Below are 17,169 nucleotides of genomic sequence, written 5' to 3'. Positions count from 1 at the left end.
CGCTCGCGTCGCCGAAGTCACTCGGCAGCAACATTTTTCGCTGTTCTCAGCCCAGTTCGTCCACGCGCTGCTGCGTCCGCTCCACTTCCGTGTCGGCTCGTCGCAACGCCGCTTCGGCGGATTTCACCCCGGCGGCGGCGAATCGGCGGGATTCCTCGGCCTGCGCGAGTTCGTCGCGCAGCGCGGTGATCCGCTCGTCCAGGGCGGCCACGTCGGAGCGCTGCCGTTCGAGATCGGCCGCTGTCGAATCCCGTTCCGCCCGAGCGGCTTCCAGCGCTTCACGGGCGGCAGCCAGCTCGTCGGCGCCGGCGCCGGCCGGTTCCTCGGTCTGCTCGTCGGGAACGGCGGCCAAGGCGGGCCCGGCCGGGCCGAAACCGGCGTAGTCGACCGCGGCCCTCAGCACGCCGGCACGGACCTGGTCGGTGACCTCCGGATCCGCCAGTGCCGCATTGAGGGTCTGCGCGACCTCGCGCAACACCGGATCGGTGAGCTTCTTCCCCGCCTCCGAGGCGAGGCGAGCTGCCTTGTCCGTCAACGCGTTCACCGCCTTGCGGCGTTGGTCGGCGAGGGTGCGCATCCGGTCGGCGGACAGGGTGCGCTGTGCCTCGCGCAACGCCTCGCCGAGATCCAGCAGTGCCCCCAATTCCTGGGTTGCCTTGTGCGCCAGCAGATTCACCGCCCACGCGGCGACGGTTGGACGTCGCAGTCGCGAAATCGCTGTGGCCAGCTGTTTATCGCCGTTCGCGCGCGCGGTGCGGGCTGCTTCGTCACGAGCGGCCACGAATTCGGCAGGGTCGAGGGCATAGAGCTCTGCGGTTGTCTGCTCGAGCTTCATGCTGCAGAGCGTAACGATTCGGGCGAGGATATCGACTACAGATCGCGCGCGTGCGGCTGCACTCGCAGATTTTCGAAAGGTGTATCGGATCGTGAATTATTTCGGGCTCCTGCTTCTCAACCACCTGCTGCCCAGCATCGTCGACTATTCGCTGATGGGTATGTACGGTCTGCACTCGCTGCGCATGTGAGGCAGGACCCGTCCGGCAGGGCGGGCGGGTATCCTCCCCACCACGTTCGCCATAGGTGAACGGCTCGGCGAGAAAGGTTTTCGTAGGTGAAGTTCGCAGGACCGAGACCGGTCAAGGGTCTCGTGCTGGCGCTCATGGCGGTCGCCGCCCTGACTGTGACCGGCTGCTCGATGTTTTCCGATGCGGCAAAATCCGACACCGCCCGCGCGAAGGTCGGTGACTGCATCAACGTGCTGGAGGGATCGCCCGCAGATTCCAAGACCGAGCCGGTGGATTGCTCCTCGGCCAAGGCCGTCTACACAGTCGAATCGACCTCCGACAAGAAGCAGGACTGCGGGGCCGAATACTCCTCGTACGAGGAGACCTTCAACGGCGGTACCACCGCATTCCTGTGCCTGGCGCCCAATCTCAAACAGGGCAGCTGCTATCACGAGGACAAGACGACCGGATACTCCTACGCCGAATGCGACTCGGCGGCCGCGACGGTCAAGGTCGTCAAGCGGGTCGATGGTCAGAACGACGAATTCCTGTGCGATGCGAATTCGACCTTCCTGACGCTCTCGGAGCCCAAGACCACGTTCTGTCTGGCCAACCCCAAGAGCTGAGGCCGCTGCGAGCCTGGCTCACGGCTCGACCAGGGCCACCGACGCGATCCGGTGCAGGGTGAAGTGCCGGATCGCGCCGGTGTCCGGATCGGTGGCATCCAACTGGCCGCCGGCCACCCGCACCGGTTCCACAATGCGCTGGGTGGCCACGCCCTGGGCGTCGACGTAACCGATATGCACCGGGCGGCGCACCCGCACTGCCAGTTGCAGCAGCGCCAGCGTGGCCGCGGTACTCGTGCGGGTGCCGTCGCTGCGTACCCGCTGCCCGGACCGGCTGCGGGCAGCCTTCTCCCCGGCGCGCAGTTCGCCCACCAGCAGCCGCAGTTGTTCGGCACTGGGCGGGGTGGGCCGCCAGGCGTGGCGTTCGTTCGGCCGGGTGGACAGCCGCGCCCCGCGGGTGCGCAGATCCACGATCGCCCCCGACGAATCCTCGCCGGCCGGGCTGAACCCCGCCGCGCGCAGCTGCTCGAGCACCTCGCCCAGCGGCGCCTGCGAGATCGCCACCGTCGGCGCGACGGCTCGCAATGCCAGCTGTCCGGCCACGGGTGCCGCCAGCACCTCGGCCAGCAGCGCCGGATCCTCACTGCGCACGAACGATTGCGCCATCCCGGCGCGCAAGCGCCCGTGCCGGCGTGCCACGTCGTCGATCAGGTACGTCAGCGATTGCGGGACCGGGGTGCGCGAATGGGCGGTGAACAGCTGATGCAGTTCGGCGGCGGTCATGCCGGCGTCGAGCGCGCGCCGCACCGACCCTTCGCCGATGCGGTAGACGGTGGCCGCGCCCGCGGATTCGATATCGGCGACCAGGGCGATGCGTTCCCGCAGTTCCGGCACGAGCGGTCCGGGCGCGACCACGGTGAGATCGGCTTGCACCAGCACGTGATCGACCGGTTCGGGCAGTGCCGCGTCCATTTCGGCCTCGGCGTCGGCGACGGTGCCGTGCAGCAGCGCCCGTCCCGCGGAGGTCAGCGCGCCGCGGCCGATGACGCCCAGCGCCGCCGCCTCCGACAGCGTGCGCTCGACCGCCTCGATGCGGAAATGTCTGCGCCGCCGCGGCATTCGCCAGCTCAGCACCCGCGCCACATCGGCGGCCGTGATCGCCGTACCCGGTGGGAACTCCGCGGTCACCGCCAGGATCGCGCGCCGATCGGGGACCGCGTGCGCGGTGCGCAGCTCAGCCGAGAGGGCGGCCAGTGGCTTGTCGTTCACATCGCGCAGGCCGATCATCCACGGAAAGCGGTCCAACTCCAGCCAGGCATGCGCGAGCACCGCCCACCGGCGCGCCGCGGGGCCCTCCAGCCAGCCGTCCGAGGCGATCGTGGGAGCCCAGTAATCCTCACCGGCGTCGCTGTCCGGCGGCGGCTCGGGAATTCCCTTGTCCAGCAGCCGGGCTGCGGCCAGCACCTCCACGAGCAGCCCTACCCGGGCCTCGTCGAGTCCGGTCTGTTTGGCGATACGCCGCAGTTCTCGCACCCCCAGGCCGCCCGCCCGCAGCACCGGCGCCGGTACCTGGGAGACAACCTCGAGGATGTCGCCGGCGTGGCGCAGCAACTCGCCGACCTCACCGGCGGCCGCGGCGTTCACGTCCGCGGCGGAGCGCTCGCGGGTCTGCGGCTGCGGGGGTGTGAGCACGTGGGGATCAGTGACCGGTTCGCGCCGCAGCACCTGGCCGACGGCCGGTGGGAGTTCGACGGTCTCGTCGTCGATCCAGATCAGCAGCCGGCGGGCCAGCAGCCGCTGGATGGGCCGCTCCGGATCGGTGCCGGGCGCGGCGTCGCGGGTGCGGCCGCGGGGGCCGGTGGTCGCGAGCTTGTCGAGCAGAGCGCGTTCGGCGCCGCCGATCTCGCGCAGCGCCGACTCGATCTCGGGTTCGGTCAGTGCGTCGGGAAGTTCCGTGGTGGCCCCCATCGGCCACGGCAGTGCCTCCGGCGCGGCGGGCACGACGAACAGTTCGTCCGTGCCCCATACCAACGCGCGCTCGATCAGACGCGTGAGCGCGGTGTCGACGGCGGCGGCGGATACCCGATCGGCGAGCAGTTCGTGGAGGCGTCGGCGGGGCAACGGGCGCTCGTGGCGGCCGCCGCCGAATGCGTTGTGCGCGGCGAGGGTTTCGATCACGGCGAACTCGAGTGTGTTCAGATCGTCGGCGGCGCGCAGTACCGACGCCCGCTGTTCCGCGCGCGCGGCCAGTACGGTCATCGAACCGGGCAACGGCACGGCGAGGTCGGGGCGCAAACCCAGCAGCCGGACAAGATCGTCGTCGTTGCGGGAGCTCAGCCAGTCGGTGAGTGTGCCGAACTCGGCGGGCCCGGCGTCGGCCCCGGAATGCGTCCCGGCGCCGTCGTCGGAGGCTCGGGCATCGGTCGTGGTCATCCAATCCAGACTACGGCGAGCGAACATGCCAGAATGAGGCCGTGGTGAACAAATCGAAGAAACCCTACGTCGACAACGGCTGGCCCCAGGTGGACCACGGTGACCACGCGGTTACCGAATTGTCGTCGACCCGTTCCGGTGGCCTGTCGCCCTACGGCGAGGACACCGAGTTTCCGGTGCCGGCTGACGCCCTGCCCTACGTGCATCCGCACACGGTGGTCAACCGCTGACGCGAACACGAAGAAGGCCCGCGTTCCTGCGATAGGGATGCGGGCCTTCTTTGTATGCGGGCTCCGTATCCGGGCTTCCTGTTCGCGCGGGCATCGTCGAGCGCGCGTCGCGGGGACGCCGGCGGCCGGCATGCACTTCGTGGCCCGGCAACACAGGGAAGGCCCGCATCGCGAGATGCGGGCCTTCCCTGCAGGGGGAAACCATGTGAGCGGTCTAGTTGGGCAGCAGGCCCTTGTTCGCCTCGTAGAAGTTCACGATCGACGGATCGAGTTTGGCGCCACTGGCTTTGAAGGCGTTGTACGCATCGAGCGCCGGCTGCGGCAGCTGCACGCCCTGCGCCTGTGCGGCGGTGACGGCCTTGTCGACGGCGGAGAACACCTGCTGGTTGCCATCGGCCGGGGCCTGGGTCGAGGCTTCGCTCTCGGCGGCACCCGGCTGCCAGCGCGGGGATTGAGCGGGAGAAGCCGGCACATCGCGCTGAGTGGCGCTGCCGTGCAGGCCGAGGCTGGAGGAGCAGGAAGGCCACGCGCCCCAACCCTGGGTCGCGAGCACCTTCTCGGCGACCGCGATCTGCTGGTCGCGGCTGGCCTGGTTGGCGGAGGGAGCGTACTGCGTGCCGCCGTGAGCGGCCCACGTCGACTGCGAGAACTGCAAACCGCCCTGGTAGCCGTTGCCGGTGTTGATGCCCCAGTTACCACCGGATTCACACTGTGCGAGGCGGTCCCACTCCGAATCGGGAGCCGCGGCGGCGTGTCCAGCGAGAGCCACACCCGCGCCACCCATGATCGCGGTGGAAACAGCGACCTTGGCGACGGTGCGACCGGTGTTGGTCTGCTTGCGATGGCGTCCACTCATGTCGGGTCGTCTTCCTCTCGTACGCGCCTGCGAGGTGAGCTGTCGGGTTCGGACTGAGAGGCCGTCCGGTCCCGGCTTGCCGGGACTTCACCCCAAGGGATCGGTCGTTGCCGGCCGTTCCCGCTTTCCTGCGGAGGCTTCGAAACTCGGTTGAGCTCCGAAAACCTCTGTGGGAACGTGGGTTCCCCGCCCTCGCCCCTGGTTCCGTCGGGGTCCGTACCCGCGGGGCGAGGCTCGGTGCGGCGGGCCGGTGGTGCCGGGATGTCCCGGCTGCGATAGACGGTACGACGATCCGGCTGAAAAATCACTATTTGGTAACCGGCGTGTATGGCCGGTCGTGCTGTGTAGCAAGAGCTTCCGAATCCGCGTCTGTGCAGGTGAGTGCGGCGTGTCTGTACCGAGTGCGGGCCGTGACCGTGGCGTTATCGTGTCGTTATGTGACGAACGTCACACGTGTAACTGTCCGGCGTGTTGGGGAGACGGTCAGCGAGCGCGCCGACCCGACCACAGCGCAAACGCGATCGCGAGCAGTAGGCCGAGCGGAGTCGCCGCCATCGCCACCAGATACAGCCACAGCGGCGGGTCCGCGTCGGTCAGGATCGGCGTGAGGAAAATGGCGACGATCGCGAGCACGCCGACCGCGAACAGGCCCACGGCCACGCGCAACAGCACGTCGCTGGAGCCCCGAGGCGCGCGGGGCGAGGAGGAGTCCGGCATGGGTGCACCGTAAAACGGATGTGCTCGCCCTATCCCCACCGGGGTAGACTCGAATCAATCGCGTCCTGCATAGCTGTGTGGGGCGCGTTCTTTTCGCACAGAGATAGGTTCCGGCGAAACGCCGGAACCTACGTCCGTGTCCGGGGTCGTTCGTGACCCCGCTGGATTCGGACGGACCGGACAACGATGACGAACGGGTGAGCGCAGTGCCGACCGGCAAGGTGAAGTGGTACGACGTCGACAAGGGCTTCGGCTTCCTTTCCCAGGATGAGGGTGAGGACGTCTACGTTCGGTCGTCCGCCTTGCCCAAGGGTGTCGAGGCGCTCAAGCCCGGCCAGCGCGTGGAGTTCGGAATGGCCGCCGGTCGCCGCGGCCCGCAGGCGCTGAGCCTGAAGCTGCTCGATCCGCTGCCCTCGGTGCGCACCGCGCAGGGCCGCAACGACCGGGTGCGCAAGGAAGCTCCGGCCCATCCGCGCAAGGCGCCCGACGACCTGCACGGGATGATCGAGGACATGATCACCCTGCTGGAGGCGACGGTGCAGCCGGAGCTGCGCAAGGGCAAGTACCCCGATCGCAAGACCGCGCAGCGGATCGCCGAAGTGGTGCGCGGGGTGGCCCGCGAACTCGATCACTGAGTTCGCGAGCGTCGAATTCGCGAGGGAACCGCGGTCACGCCGCCTTGATAGACCACGCCTGATACGGCGAGAACGCTTCGTTGCCGGCCTCGTCGCGCATGAGCAGCAGCAGCTGCACCTCGACGCCGATCAGGCGCAGGTTCGGTTCGGGATGGCTGTCCACCGTCACGGCCAGGGTGCCCTGCGGGTAGTCGCGGTAGGACGCCAGGTGCTGCACGGTCTTGCCCGGATTGTCGATCTGCTGGTACTCCAGCACCATCACCCAGGGCGCGTCGGCGATGTGCCGGGGTAGCGACAGCTGCACCGGGTAGCCCAGCGGCGGATTCAGTTCCGCGGTGATCTCGGTGCGCTTACAGTCCGGGGAAACCCGGCCGTGCGGATCCGGTTCGCCGATCGTGCAGTACAGATAGGGCGGAACCGTGACGGTCTTGCCGTGCGCGTAGGCGGTAACCGTGGGATCGGCCTCGTGCGCGTTGTGCACCGCCACCGCCACGATGCCGGCGACGGCCGCGGCGACGACCAGAACTGCCGCCAGGGCCAGCGCGAGGATCGTGCGGGTGCTGGGCTTGGTCACTGTGGCTGTTTTCCTGTCGGTAGGGGGACTTCCTGTTTGACGTGCTGCGGACGGTTACCGCCCAATCCGGGGAGCAGCGAATGCCCACGGTAGCTCACGAAGGTTTGCGCCAAACCAAGCACCAGGATCGCGGTGACCACCGCGAAGCCCTGCCAGTACACGGTCGGCAGCAGCACGCCACCGGCGCCGCCGACCACCCAGGACAGCTGAAGCACCGTTTCCGAGCGCCCGAATCCGGAGGCGATCGATTCCGGCGGTAGATCGTCCTGGATCGAGGCGTCCAGCGAGACCTTGGCCAGTGCGCTGGCACAGGCCGCCACCAGCGCTGCGACCGCGGCGCCGATCAGATTGTCGAGCAGCATCGCGACCACGGCGACGGCCGTGCACGCCGCGGTGCACCCCACCACGATCAGCGAGGGCCGGCCCAATTTCAGCCGGGCGCCGGTCGCGTTGCCGGCGAAGTTGCCGATCGCCGCGGCCGCGCCGACCAGTCCGAGCATCGCGGCCTGCTGCACCGGCCGGTGTTCGGTCGATTTCGCGACGAAGGCCACATAAAAGGTGAGGAAGCCGGTCAGCACCCGGATCGCGCTGTTGCCCCACAGTCCGGTGACCACCGACCGGCCGAGCGGCTGCCGGCGCCGACTGGGTTTCGCCGCGGACTTCTCACCGCGGTCCAGCACTTCGGTGCCGCTGCGGCTGTGGTAGCCGAGGGTCGCCGGCACCTCGCCCTCGGTGACCTCGACCCAGGACGGAATCCGCAGGCTCAGATACGCCCCGGCCGCCGCGATCAACGCCGCGAACACCAGCGCACCGACGGATCCGGCCACCGCGGCGACCGCTCCGGCCACCGCGCCCGCACCGAGCGTCCCGCCGACCAGACCGAACACGGTGAGCCGGGAATTGGTGCGGACCAGATCGATACCGGGCGGCAACACCCGTGGCGTCACCGCGCTCTTGAGGACCGCGAACGATTTACTCGAGATCATCATGCACAGCGCCAGCGGATACAGCGCCCAGCTGTCGAAATTGAAGATCAGCAGGATCGCGAAGACCACCCGGATCGCGAACGAGGCCGACAGCGCGAGCCTGCGCCCGCGTTGCAGCCGGTCCAGCAGCGGCCCGATCAGCGGCGCGATCACCGCGAACGGTGCGATCGTGATCAGCAGATACAGCGCCACCTTGGTCTTGGATTCGGCGGTGGCACTGGCGAAGAACAGCGTATTGGCCAGCGCCACCGCGATCGCGGCGTCGAGGGCGAAGTTGGCCATGGTCGCGTAAACGAGTGCGGTGAGCCCGGATTCGCCCGCACCGTCGGCTCGCGCCGCGCGCTGGAAGGTGTGGAAACCCTTCTCGGTGAGGTCCCTGGTGCGCATCGCCATTACCCGCGTCACGGTCATCTTGCGAGGGACACGTTGGCGTTCGGCGATTTTCGCGTCCTTGGGCCGGGGGCGCTCGGCTGCGCTCGGTGCCTCGGTGGCCTCTGCGGAACGGTCGTCGCCGGGCGATCCGCGCGGCGGAAGGGCCCGCGGTGGCTCACCCGTCGCCATGCGCCGGGTCACGAATTCGGGCACGTCCGGTTCGCCGCTGCGGCGCGGCAGCGGAGGCAGGGGCGCGGACGACGAGGCGGACGACGGGGTGTTCGGCGGCGGGTAACGGTCGTAGCCGGGATGCCGCCGGGTAGCGGGATACTCCTCGCCGTCCCGCGGACCGGGTTCGGTGCCGGAGGGTTCGCGGGAGGCAGTCACATGTCGATTCTCTCGCACTCGGCCGGTGCGTGGACATCGGCCGGGCTGTGATCCGATGCGTGTCCGCCGCCGTCGTGGTGACTGCCGCGTCACATCGGGACGAATCGGACCTCGAACATGGTCGGCCAGTATTTTCCGGTGATCAGGAAGTGGTCGGTGCCGGGGAGTTGGGCGATGCCGTTGAGAACGTCTGCTCCGGTGCGCTCGGTGGGGCGCAACAGGCCGCCCGCCTCGATCTCGGCGAGTACCGCGCCGCCGACCGGGTCGATGTGCAGAATCTGATCGGTCGGCCAGACGTTGGCGTAGATCGAACCGTCTGCGGCGCAATCGAGTTCGTTGAGCCGGGCGTCGTGATGGCTGGTGAGCCGGATCGTGCCAGTGGTCGCGAAGGTGTTCGGATCGCGGAAGGTGAGGGTGTCGCTGCCGTCGCTCATCACCAGGCGGTCGCCGCGGGTGCACAGGCCCCAGCCTTCGCCGTCGTAGCGGACGCGGCGGCGTTCGGTGAGTGTTCGCGGATCGCGGGCGAGGGCGGTCTCGTTCTTCCAGGTGAGTTGCCAGACGGTGTCCCCGGCACGGGTGATGCCCTCGCCGAAGTAGGCGTCGGAGAGTTTCGCGGCGGCGATCGGCGCGCCGGTGGCGAGGTCGGTGGCCCGGACACCGGAGTCGCCTTCCATCCCGGTGCTCTCGTAGAGAACCGGGCCGTCGACCTCGAGCCCCTCGGTGAACGCGGTGCGGTCGTGCGGGCGGGTGGCGACCACCTCGACCCGTAGGCGCGGGGTGTTGTCGTCGCGCTCACAGGCCGTGGCGGACAGCATTGTGGCCGCCGCGATCAGCACTGCTGCGGCCGCCGCACGGCGTTGGCGTTTCATACGGCAAAATGTAGGACGTGAGCGCAGTGTCTGTTTCGGAGTCCGGTGTGCGACCGATCCTGGCGGGGGCGGTCGACCTGGCTCGCCGTGCGCTCCTGGAGTTGCAGCCCACGGGTGTGGGCGAACATCTGGGCGTCACCGGCGAGAACGAGTGTGCGGCCACCCATCACTTCGCGGCGACCCTGCCGGGGTACCGCGGCTGGCGGTGGGAGGTCGTGGTCGCGGCCGCGCCCGATGCCGAATACGCGACGGTCAGCGAATCCGCCCTGCTGCCTGGGCCGGACGCACTGGTGGCCCCGGAATTCGTGCCGTGGGATCAGCGCATCCGCCCCGGCGATCTGGCCCCCGGCGATCTGCTCGCCCCGCGCGTCGACGATCCGCGCCTGGTGCCGGGATATCTGGAGACCGGCGACCCGGTGGTCGACGAGGTGTGCGAGGAGGTCGGCCTCGGCCGCCGCCAGGTCCTCAGCCGTGCGGGCCGCCTGGAGGCCGCCGAGCGCTGGTACTCCGAATTCGGCCCCGACACCGAGATGGCGCGTTCGGCCCCCGGAACCTGCGGAGTGTGCGGGTTCTTCGTGCCCCTCGCCGGTGCGTTGCGCGCCGCCTTCGGTGTCTGCGCCAACGCGATGGGCGCCGACGGCCGGGTGGTCCACGTCGAATACGGCTGTGGCGCCCATTCCGACACCGAAATGCCCACCGGTGCCGGCTCACCGCTGTACGAGGCCTACGACGATGCGGCGATCGAGGTCGTTCCGGTAGAGGAACTGACCGCGCGGGACGGGTCCGCCGAGGCCGCGGCGCCGTCCACCATCGAGCCGGAGTCGTCGACAGGCACGGAGTCATCGACAGGCACGGAGTCGTCGACGGACCCCGCTGCGACGGACCCCACTACGGGCGCCGCTGAAGACGACGACGCCGACAGCGCGTCGGATGCCGTCACGAGCGGCGAGGTCACGAAGGGTGCCGCTGCGGTCGAGGATGCCGAAGTTCCCTCAGTCGCCGTTGCCGGCATGTCCGGGGGCGCGAACTCCGATCCCGCCGGCGCGGAGGCCGCTGGCGATGCCGCTGAGGTGGATGCTGCCACCGGCCGCCCCGCCACCGAAGCTGCCGAGAGTGCCGGCACCGGTATCACGCGCTACAGCGATGCCTGGGCGGTGTCCGCGGTGCGGGTGCAGCCGGGCGAGACCGGGGCGGCGGAGGAGAACTGACGAGCGCGAGCGGGGGAGCCGTAGGGGTGACACAGGATCCGTTCGGCACCGCGGACTTGCGTGCGGGAGTACTTACCGCATGGCGGAATTCGCCGACTCGTCTGCGCGAGGACGCCGCCACCGAGGCGGATCTGGTCCGGGCCGGATATCGCGATCGGTTGCTGACCGAGCTGGCGCAGAACGCCGCCGACGCCGCGGTCAAGGCCGGGGTCTCCGGCCGGGTGTCGGTGCGGCTGCGCGGCCGCGCCCTGCACATCGCCAATACCGGCGCCCCGCTGGATCTTTCCGGTGTGCACGCGCTGACGGCCTTGCGAGCGTCGGGCAAGACGGGTACCTCGGTCGGCCGATTCGGTGTCGGGTTCACGGCGGTGCTCTCCGCCGGTGACGAGGTGGAATTTCGCTCCACCACCGGGTCTTTGCGATTCTCCCGTGCTCAGACCCTGATCGAACTGCGCGACAACGGTATCGACATCCCCGCCGGTGCGGACGGCCCCGCCGTGCCGGTACTGCGCTTGGCCTGGTCGGTGCCGGTCGCACCGGCAACCGGGTTCGACAGCGAGATCGTGGTCTGGTTGCGCGAGGACGTCGACGCCGCGCAACTGCTCGCGGCCATGCGAGCCGAGGTGGTGGATCTGCTGCTGGAACTGCCGGGCCTGCATTCGATCCGGATCGAGGACGACGAATCCTGGCGTGCGGTGGAGGATGCGGGCAACGGCTTGCAGCAGGTCGGTATCACCTCCCCGTCCGGCGAGGACTTCCGGTGGTGGCAGTACACCACCGCGCGGGCGCGCTGGCTGCTCCCGCTGCGAGACGGCCGGGCCGTTGCGGCGCGCCCTGATGTGCTGCGCGCACCGACCCGCACCGACGAGGAACTCTCCCTGCCCGCCCTGGTGATCGCCGATATCGCGCTGCAACCGGATCGGCGCCGCCTGATGCCCGGCGCCCGGGTGGCCGAATTGGCCGAGGGCTATGCGGGTTTCGCCCGCGCCCTGCCACCGGAGGATCGCCTGGCGCTGGTTCCGGCGCCCGGTTTCGCCCGCAGCGAGGCCGACGGTCTGCTGCGCGAGGCGCTGGTGAACGAGTTGCGCGAACATCCTTGGCTGCCGGTGCTCACCGATCCCGACCGTGCCTCCGCCGACAGTGCTCCCGCCGATTTGGACGTCGCGATCACGCTGCCGGGTATCGATGAGGTGATGCGTACCGGTGTGGCGCCGCTGCCTGCCGAGATCGCTGGGCTGTCGACCACCGCCGGGCCGCGGCGTGCCGACGCGGCTCCGAATCGCGCGAGCGTATTCCTCGGCGTCACAACCGAACTGGCGGACCTGCTGGCAGGTCTGCTCGGCCCGCTGGTGATCCCGGAGCTGTCCGGTCGCGCCTGCGCCGAACTGCTGGGCGTGCTGGACGTGCATCGCATCGGCCTGGCTCGGGTGGCCGAACTGACCGGAAGTGTGCAGCGCCCGCCGCAGTGGTGGTATTCGCTCTACGACGCGCTGGAACCGTTCGTGACCGATCCGCTCGCGGCCGAGGAGCTGGGCGCGCTGGCCGTGCCGCTCTCCGACGGCCGCCTGGTCACCGGCCCGCGCACGGTGGTGCTCGACGATCAGCTCGAGGAAGCGGTGGCGGTGCCGTGGGCGCGGCTGGTCCACCCGGAGGCCGCGCACGAACTACTCGGCCGGCTCGGCGCACAGCAGGCCGGGGTCGAGGATCTGCTGACCGATACCGCGCTGCGAGCCGAACTGGACTATCGATCCGACGACGAGGAGCTGCGCGAGGCAGTGCTGGGCCTGGCCGCCCACCTGCCGCCGGACACCACACTGCCGACCTGGCTCGGCGCGCTCGAATTGCCCGACGACACCGGCGAATTGCGCCCGGCCGACGAACTTCTACTCCCGGATGCCCCGCTGGCCGAGGTGCTGATCGCGGATTCCCCGTTCGGCACGCTCGACACCGCCGTCGCGCAGCGGCATCCGGCGGCGGCCCTGCGCGCGATCGGCGTCGGCTGGGGTTTCACCGTCGTCACCGAAACCGACCCGACCGGCCCCGATCACGACCTCGACGACGAGGACCGCTGGTGGCAGGGGTTGCCGGAAGATCCGCCGGAGTTCGCCGCGGTGCGGGATCTGGATCTGGTCGCCGACGGCGCCTGGCCGCAGGCGCTGCGGCTGCTGCTGGCCGAACCGGCGACCCGCCGTCTGCTCGCCGACCGTGACGGCTACACCGCCTGGTGGTTGCGCCGCCACGCGCGGGTCGGCGATCGCCCACTCGGTGTGTATCAGGCCGGATCGGATCCGGTGTTCGCCGATCTGCTGCCCGAGCTCCCGGGCTTCACGCCGGCCGATTCGGCAGCCCTCGGCGCGGTGCTCGCCGATCCCTCGAACATCACCGCCGATTTGGCCGTGGCCCTGCTCGAGGCACTGGCAGATCCTGCGAAAAAGCCCACCCCGGAAGCGGTTTCGCAAACTTATCGCCGGCTCGCCGCCGCCGTGCCGCATCTGGATCTCGACGAGATCGGCGTGCCGGAACGGGTGCGTGCGCTGTCGGGAGCGGTGATCGATCCGGACCTGGCGCTGGTTCTGGACCGGCCCTGGCTCGGTCTGGCGCTGCCGCCGGATCGCCTGGTCGCCGGCGATATCGAGCATGCGGGCGAACTGGCCACGCTGCTCGACGTGGCCGCTGCCTCCGAGGCGGTCCATGCCGAGGTGCTCGGCGCCGGAAAACGGACAACCTGGGCGGACGAGCCGCTGGGTGTGCTGTTGCGGCTGCAGTTCGGCCTGCCGTCGCTGACGGGTGAGCTGGTCCTGCACGACCGGCTGGAGGTCCGGCTCACCGGCGCCTACGAGGCCACCGTGGCCGTGCCGTGGTGGCGCGCGGGCGACACCACCCACGTGCAGCGGCTGCCGAGTTCGTGATACGCGGCGCGGCTATTTCGCGTAGGTGGTGATCATTTCCGCGAGCACGTCGAGCTGGGTGCGGACCGCCGCGCTGTCGTCGTCGACGAGCCAGCGCAAAACGATTCCGTCGATGACATTCAGGGTGAATCGGCTCAAGGTCTGAACCGGGATTCGCCATTCGGTTCCGGTGGCCACGCGCCCGTGCTCGAGGACATCGGCGACGGTGGCGTCGTTGAACAGATACTGTTCGCGCGCGATCGCGAGTTTCGCTGGGGTCTGCTCACTTTCACGCAAAGCGTAGGTGGTGGTTTCGTAGGTGAGCAGTTGTCGTTGCGGTGTGGATTCGATGTTCAGCCAGAGCAGTTCCAGGCTGGCGCGAACCAGATTTTGAAGGGATTCTTTTCCACTTCCGACTTCCTGCCAGACCGTTTCATTGGTCTCGACGGAATCGCGCAATTCCATCGACAATGCTTTGACCAGTTCGGTCATCAGCGCATCTTTGTTCTCGAAACAGTAATGCACCACACCGAGCGATACCCCGGCCGCCTGCGCGACATCGCGTGTAGTTACCCCGGCGACACCCTTTTTCTCCGCGAGGCCGATGGCGGCCTCGATGAGGTGGGCTCGTCGTTCTTCGACGCTCAATCGGGAGGACACGGAAGCGAGTTAAGCCGCCAGGACGCGATGAGTCAATTCGCGCACTGTAAAGTCGGCGCGCTCGGCGTGGCGCGGGTCGGCTGGGTGTCACAGCCCTTTCTGTGCGCCTTTGTCACCCCTGCGGGCGCCGCGGCGTTGAATCACGAAAATGCTGTACCCGAGCAGTCCGACCCCCAGTCCCATCAAACAGATCGGCCGCGCGTCGGCCCAGCTGTCGTTGCACCAGACCACGACCGTCGCCACGAGCCACACCAGCGAGCCGACTGCCAGAACGGGACGCGGATCGGTCAGCCGCGGCGGGATCTCGGGTACCTCGGGGGTCACGAAGTCAACGATAGCGGCGGGAACGGCGAACCACATATGTGGTGTCCCGTATCGTTTTGCTCTGTGACAACGCCCTCCGATATCCGTGCGCTCGCCGGTGAACTGTCCCTGGCGGTCGTGCGGCTGACGCGCCATCTGCGCGGCCATCGTGCCGCCGCGCAGATTTCGCTCACCCAGCTGTCGGCTCTGGCGACCTTGGCCAGGGACGGGGCGATGACTCCCGGTGCACTCGCCGCCAAGGAGCGGGTGCAGCCACCGTCGATGACGCGAGTGATCGCCTCGCTCTCGGAGTTGCAGCTGGTCAAGCGCGATCCGCATCCTACCGACGGCCGCCAGGTCATCGTCTCGCTCTCGGATGCCGGCAAGGCGCTGATTCAGGACGAGAACAACGCCCGCGAGGCCTGGATGTTCGATCAGCTGTCCGGGTTGACCCCCGATCAGCTGCGGGTGCTCGACGACGCGGTCGCGATCATGAAGCAGTTGGTCGCCGACTCGGAGTAGAACCGTCCGGCGCTCAGGCCACGAAAGCGTGCTCGCTGGAGACGATTTCGCGCCCCAGCGGCATCAGCGAGACCGGGATGAGTTTCAGGTTCGCCCAGCCGAACGGAATCCCGATGATGGAGACGAACAGCGGAATGCTGGTGACCAGGTGCCCGATCGCCAGCCAGAACCCCGCGAAGATCACCCAGATGATGTTGCCGATCAGCGAGGGAGCTCCCGCGCCCGGCTTGGCCACCACCTCCCGGCCGAACGGCCACAGCACGTAGGCCCCGATCCGGAACGACGCGATCCCGAACGGGATGGTGATGATCAGGATGCAGCAAAGGATCCCGGCCAGGAAGTAACCCACCGCCAGCCAGAACCCGGCGAAGATCAACCAGAGCACATTCAGTACGAACCGGACGAGGGTCACGTATCCAGCATGCCAGGGCGGTGCCGCACCCACCAGAGACGACATCACTTCGCAGCCCGGCGCCTGGTACCGAGTGAGCGGCCCACCGATCGGCGCGTGCCGGGCGGCTCAGCGGTTCGATCGGCGGCTCCGCTCGCCCGCCTGCCGAGAATCGGGCGGTGTCGAAGGGCGCCGACGGCATCAGCGGGGCGCACCGGTCGCGCCGGCTGGGTGTTGGGCCGCAGCGGTCGGCGGCAGCTCAGAAGAACCAGCCGAGGATCGGTTCGCGCTCGGCCCGGAAGGCGCGGTCCACATCCGCGATCACCCGGGAGTTCTTCGCGCGCACTCGGTTCGCCATGGCGAAGGTGCGGGCGGAGTAGGCGCCGAGATACAGGCTGCCGAGGACGTCGATGCCGAGTTCCAGATCGGGTGTGCGGGTGGTGGGTTCGCATTCGGCTCGCCCGTCGCGCACGCGCAGGGCGAAGGTGCCACCGGCGTGGCGGAACGGATCGTCGACGGCGACAACGACATCCAGATCGGTCTCGTAGTCGCGCGCGGACAGGGCGGCGGGGACGTCCATCGGCCGTGCCCACAGCCCGTCGTGGCGGCTGGTCGTGCGGACCAGGCGCGAGTCGGTGAGCAGGTAGGGCAGCGGGTCGTCGTCACCGATGGTGGCGGTGACGGTGTCCACCAGATCCAGGCCGAGCAGGGCACGCCACAGGGCGGCGTGCGCCTCAGCGGTGATCGCGCGCAATTCCACCACCTCGGCGGTGAGTGTCCGCGGCTCCGAGGTGTGGTAGCGGTAGAGCGCATACCCGTCGGGATGGACGAGGGCGAACAGGGCCGCCTGACCGCCGCTGCCGACCAGCTGAATCAACCACGCCGAATGTGGTCGGGCCTGGGCGCCGGGCACCAATCGCCGCCAGCGGTCGTAGATGCCCGGGGCCACGGCGATCGCATCGTCGAGCGAGGTCAGTTCCACCCCGCCGGGATCCGGTGCGGTGGGCCGGAATTCGGCGAACCGGCGATCGATCGTGACGCGATTCTCCACCACACACGGCCCGTACCCGAACCGTCCGTAGATGGTGGCGCGACTGGCGGTGAAGATGGTCAGCGGCAGTCCGACGGCCTCGATGCGCTCGTGTAGTGCGGTGTACATCGCGCGCAGAATCCCGCGGCGGCGATGGGTCGGAGCCACCGCGACACCTGCCACGCCACAGACCTCGACGGGATGCGCGCCGGGCACCGTGAGCGTCATCGTGGTATCCCGGGTATGCCCGACGACGCGGTCGCCCTCCACGGCGACGAGCGCGCGCTCGATCGGGAACAGCTTCAGCCGCTGTGCGGTAACGACCGGATCCTCCCTGGGCGACGCGCCGAAAGCGTTCGACAACAGCAACCCGATACCGGGAAGGTCGTCCTCGGTCGCGGGTCGAAGCGTGACCTCTGCTGCGATCGCCATACCTCGACCATCGCACGCCCGCGCCACCCTGCGCACCAGGATTTCGCCGCGCGACCGTCCACACCGGCGCAGTCGTACCGCCGGGTCCGGTGGCGGCGGTGGTCGC

Annotated in this window: 17 protein-coding genes and 1 riboswitch; of the genes, 6 read left to right on the top strand and 11 right to left on the bottom strand. The window is 69.1% G+C overall.

Features of this window, described 5'->3' with window-relative positions:
• Positions 1-46: 46 nt before the first annotated feature.
• On the bottom strand, positions 47-835 hold the full coding sequence (locus C5E41_RS00955; RefSeq protein ID WP_104373937.1) for a hypothetical protein: 789 nt from the start codon (positions 833-835) through the stop codon (positions 47-49).
• 276 nt (positions 836-1,111) lie between these two features.
• Between C5E41_RS00955 and C5E41_RS00950 the strand changes: the two genes are divergently transcribed.
• Positions 1,112-1,630: an LppU/SCO3897 family protein gene (locus tag C5E41_RS00950; protein ID WP_104373936.1), complete on the top strand. Its 519-nt coding sequence runs from the start codon at positions 1,112-1,114 to the stop codon at positions 1,628-1,630.
• Positions 1,631-1,648: 18 nt separating this feature from the next.
• Here the strand turns inward: C5E41_RS00950 and C5E41_RS00945 are convergent, their stop codons facing one another.
• Positions 1,649-4,003: a helicase-associated domain-containing protein gene (locus tag C5E41_RS00945; protein WP_104374169.1), complete on the bottom strand. Its 2,355-nt coding sequence runs from the start codon at positions 4,001-4,003 to the stop codon at positions 1,649-1,651.
• Between the two features lie 41 nt (positions 4,004-4,044).
• Between C5E41_RS00945 and C5E41_RS00940 the strand changes: the two genes are divergently transcribed.
• Positions 4,045-4,233 (top strand): hypothetical protein, encoded by a 189-nt coding sequence (locus C5E41_RS00940; RefSeq protein ID WP_104373935.1) that lies wholly within the window; start codon positions 4,045-4,047, stop codon positions 4,231-4,233.
• Between the two features lie 214 nt (positions 4,234-4,447).
• Here C5E41_RS00940 and C5E41_RS00935 read toward each other — a convergent pair whose 3' ends face one another.
• Positions 4,448-5,089 carry a resuscitation-promoting factor Rpf1 domain-containing protein gene (locus C5E41_RS00935; protein ID WP_062961924.1) on the bottom strand — a complete coding sequence of 214 codons (642 nt, stop codon included), beginning with the start codon at positions 5,087-5,089 and terminating at the stop codon, positions 4,448-4,450.
• A 9-nt stretch (positions 5,090-5,098) separates the two neighbouring features.
• A riboswitch (cyclic di-AMP (ydaO/yuaA leader) is annotated at positions 5,099-5,251 on the bottom strand.
• A 321-nt stretch (positions 5,252-5,572) separates the two neighbouring features.
• On the bottom strand, positions 5,573-5,806 hold the full coding sequence (locus C5E41_RS00930; protein WP_030513265.1) for a hypothetical protein: 234 nt from the start codon (positions 5,804-5,806) through the stop codon (positions 5,573-5,575).
• 206 nt (positions 5,807-6,012) lie between these two features.
• Here C5E41_RS00930 and C5E41_RS00925 point away from each other — a divergent pair, with 206 nt between their 5' ends.
• Complete coding sequence (locus tag C5E41_RS00925) at positions 6,013-6,441, top strand: cold-shock protein (protein WP_174552762.1); 429 nt, start codon at positions 6,013-6,015, stop codon at positions 6,439-6,441.
• 34 nt (positions 6,442-6,475) lie between these two features.
• On the opposite strand, the gene C5E41_RS00920 is transcribed toward C5E41_RS00925, so the two are convergent.
• The 3 genes from C5E41_RS00920 to C5E41_RS00910 form a co-directional block, all read right to left on the bottom strand.
• Positions 6,476-7,015, bottom strand: coding sequence for a DUF2771 domain-containing protein (locus C5E41_RS00920; protein ID WP_104373934.1), 540 nt, complete (start codon positions 7,013-7,015; stop codon positions 6,476-6,478).
• Entirely contained in the window at positions 7,012-8,760 is a 1,749-nt protein-coding gene (locus tag C5E41_RS00915) for an MFS transporter (RefSeq protein ID WP_258080650.1), read from the bottom strand. Before C5E41_RS00915 ends, C5E41_RS00920 begins: the two co-directional genes overlap by 4 nt.
• Positions 8,761-8,849: 89 nt before the next feature.
• The gene (locus C5E41_RS00910; protein ID WP_104373933.1) at positions 8,850-9,629 is read right to left on the bottom strand and encodes a glutaminyl-peptide cyclotransferase; all 780 of its coding nucleotides are present in this window, start codon (positions 9,627-9,629) and stop codon (positions 8,850-8,852) included.
• Positions 9,630-9,646: 17 nt separating this feature from the next.
• Here C5E41_RS00910 and C5E41_RS35670 point away from each other — a divergent pair, with 17 nt between their 5' ends.
• Together C5E41_RS35670 and C5E41_RS00900 are read left to right on the top strand one after the other, a co-directional pair.
• The gene (locus C5E41_RS35670; RefSeq protein ID WP_181063036.1) at positions 9,647-10,837 is read left to right on the top strand and encodes a DUF3027 domain-containing protein; all 1,191 of its coding nucleotides are present in this window, start codon (positions 9,647-9,649) and stop codon (positions 10,835-10,837) included.
• Positions 10,838-10,863: 26 nt separating this feature from the next.
• Entirely contained in the window at positions 10,864-13,746 is a 2,883-nt protein-coding gene (locus C5E41_RS00900; protein ID WP_104373932.1) for a sacsin N-terminal ATP-binding-like domain-containing protein, read from the top strand.
• A 12-nt stretch (positions 13,747-13,758) separates the two neighbouring features.
• On the opposite strand, the gene C5E41_RS00895 is transcribed toward C5E41_RS00900, so the two are convergent.
• Positions 13,759-14,385: a TetR/AcrR family transcriptional regulator gene (locus tag C5E41_RS00895; RefSeq protein ID WP_036497939.1), complete on the bottom strand. Its 627-nt coding sequence runs from the start codon at positions 14,383-14,385 to the stop codon at positions 13,759-13,761.
• Between the two features lie 87 nt (positions 14,386-14,472).
• Entirely contained in the window at positions 14,473-14,709 is a 237-nt protein-coding gene (locus C5E41_RS00890; RefSeq protein WP_030513273.1) for a DUF2530 domain-containing protein, read from the bottom strand.
• Between the two features lie 36 nt (positions 14,710-14,745).
• Between C5E41_RS00890 and C5E41_RS00885 the strand changes: the two genes are divergently transcribed.
• The gene (locus C5E41_RS00885; RefSeq protein ID WP_104373931.1) at positions 14,746-15,210 is read left to right on the top strand and encodes a MarR family winged helix-turn-helix transcriptional regulator; all 465 of its coding nucleotides are present in this window, start codon (positions 14,746-14,748) and stop codon (positions 15,208-15,210) included.
• A 13-nt stretch (positions 15,211-15,223) separates the two neighbouring features.
• Here C5E41_RS00885 and C5E41_RS00880 read toward each other — a convergent pair whose 3' ends face one another.
• Positions 15,224-15,622: a YccF domain-containing protein gene (locus tag C5E41_RS00880; protein WP_258080648.1), complete on the bottom strand. Its 399-nt coding sequence runs from the start codon at positions 15,620-15,622 to the stop codon at positions 15,224-15,226.
• Between the two features lie 238 nt (positions 15,623-15,860).
• The gene (locus C5E41_RS00875) at positions 15,861-17,063 is read right to left on the bottom strand and encodes a GNAT family N-acetyltransferase (protein ID WP_104373929.1); all 1,203 of its coding nucleotides are present in this window, start codon (positions 17,061-17,063) and stop codon (positions 15,861-15,863) included.
• Between the last annotated feature and the right edge of the window lie 106 nt (positions 17,064-17,169).

Origin of the sequence: Nocardia nova (assembly GCF_002933465.1) — a bacterium.
GTDB classification, from domain to species: Bacteria; Actinomycetota; Actinomycetes; order Mycobacteriales; family Mycobacteriaceae; genus Nocardia; species Nocardia nova_B.
This window is presented reverse-complemented; position numbering and strand designations above follow the sequence as displayed.

Excerpts from the sequence above, each read along its gene's own strand:
- C5E41_RS00875 (WP_104373929.1), bottom strand. The coding sequence starts at position 17,063 with ATGGCGATCGCAGCAGAGGTCACGCTTCGACCCGCGACCGAGGACGAC.
- C5E41_RS00910 (WP_104373933.1), bottom strand. The coding sequence starts at position 9,629 with ATGAAACGCCAACGCCGTGCGGCGGCCGCAGCAGTGCTGATCGCGGCG.
- C5E41_RS00885 (WP_104373931.1), top strand. The coding sequence starts at position 14,746 with ATGTGGTGTCCCGTATCGTTTTGCTCTGTGACAACGCCCTCCGATATC.
- C5E41_RS00930 (WP_030513265.1), bottom strand. The coding sequence starts at position 5,806 with ATGCCGGACTCCTCCTCGCCCCGCGCGCCTCGGGGCTCCAGCGACGTG.
- C5E41_RS00945 (WP_104374169.1), bottom strand. The coding sequence starts at position 4,003 with ATGACCACGACCGATGCCCGAGCCTCCGACGACGGCGCCGGGACGCAT.
- C5E41_RS00955 (WP_104373937.1), bottom strand. The coding sequence starts at position 835 with ATGAAGCTCGAGCAGACAACCGCAGAGCTCTATGCCCTCGACCCTGCC.
- C5E41_RS00935 (WP_062961924.1), bottom strand. The coding sequence starts at position 5,089 with ATGAGTGGACGCCATCGCAAGCAGACCAACACCGGTCGCACCGTCGCC.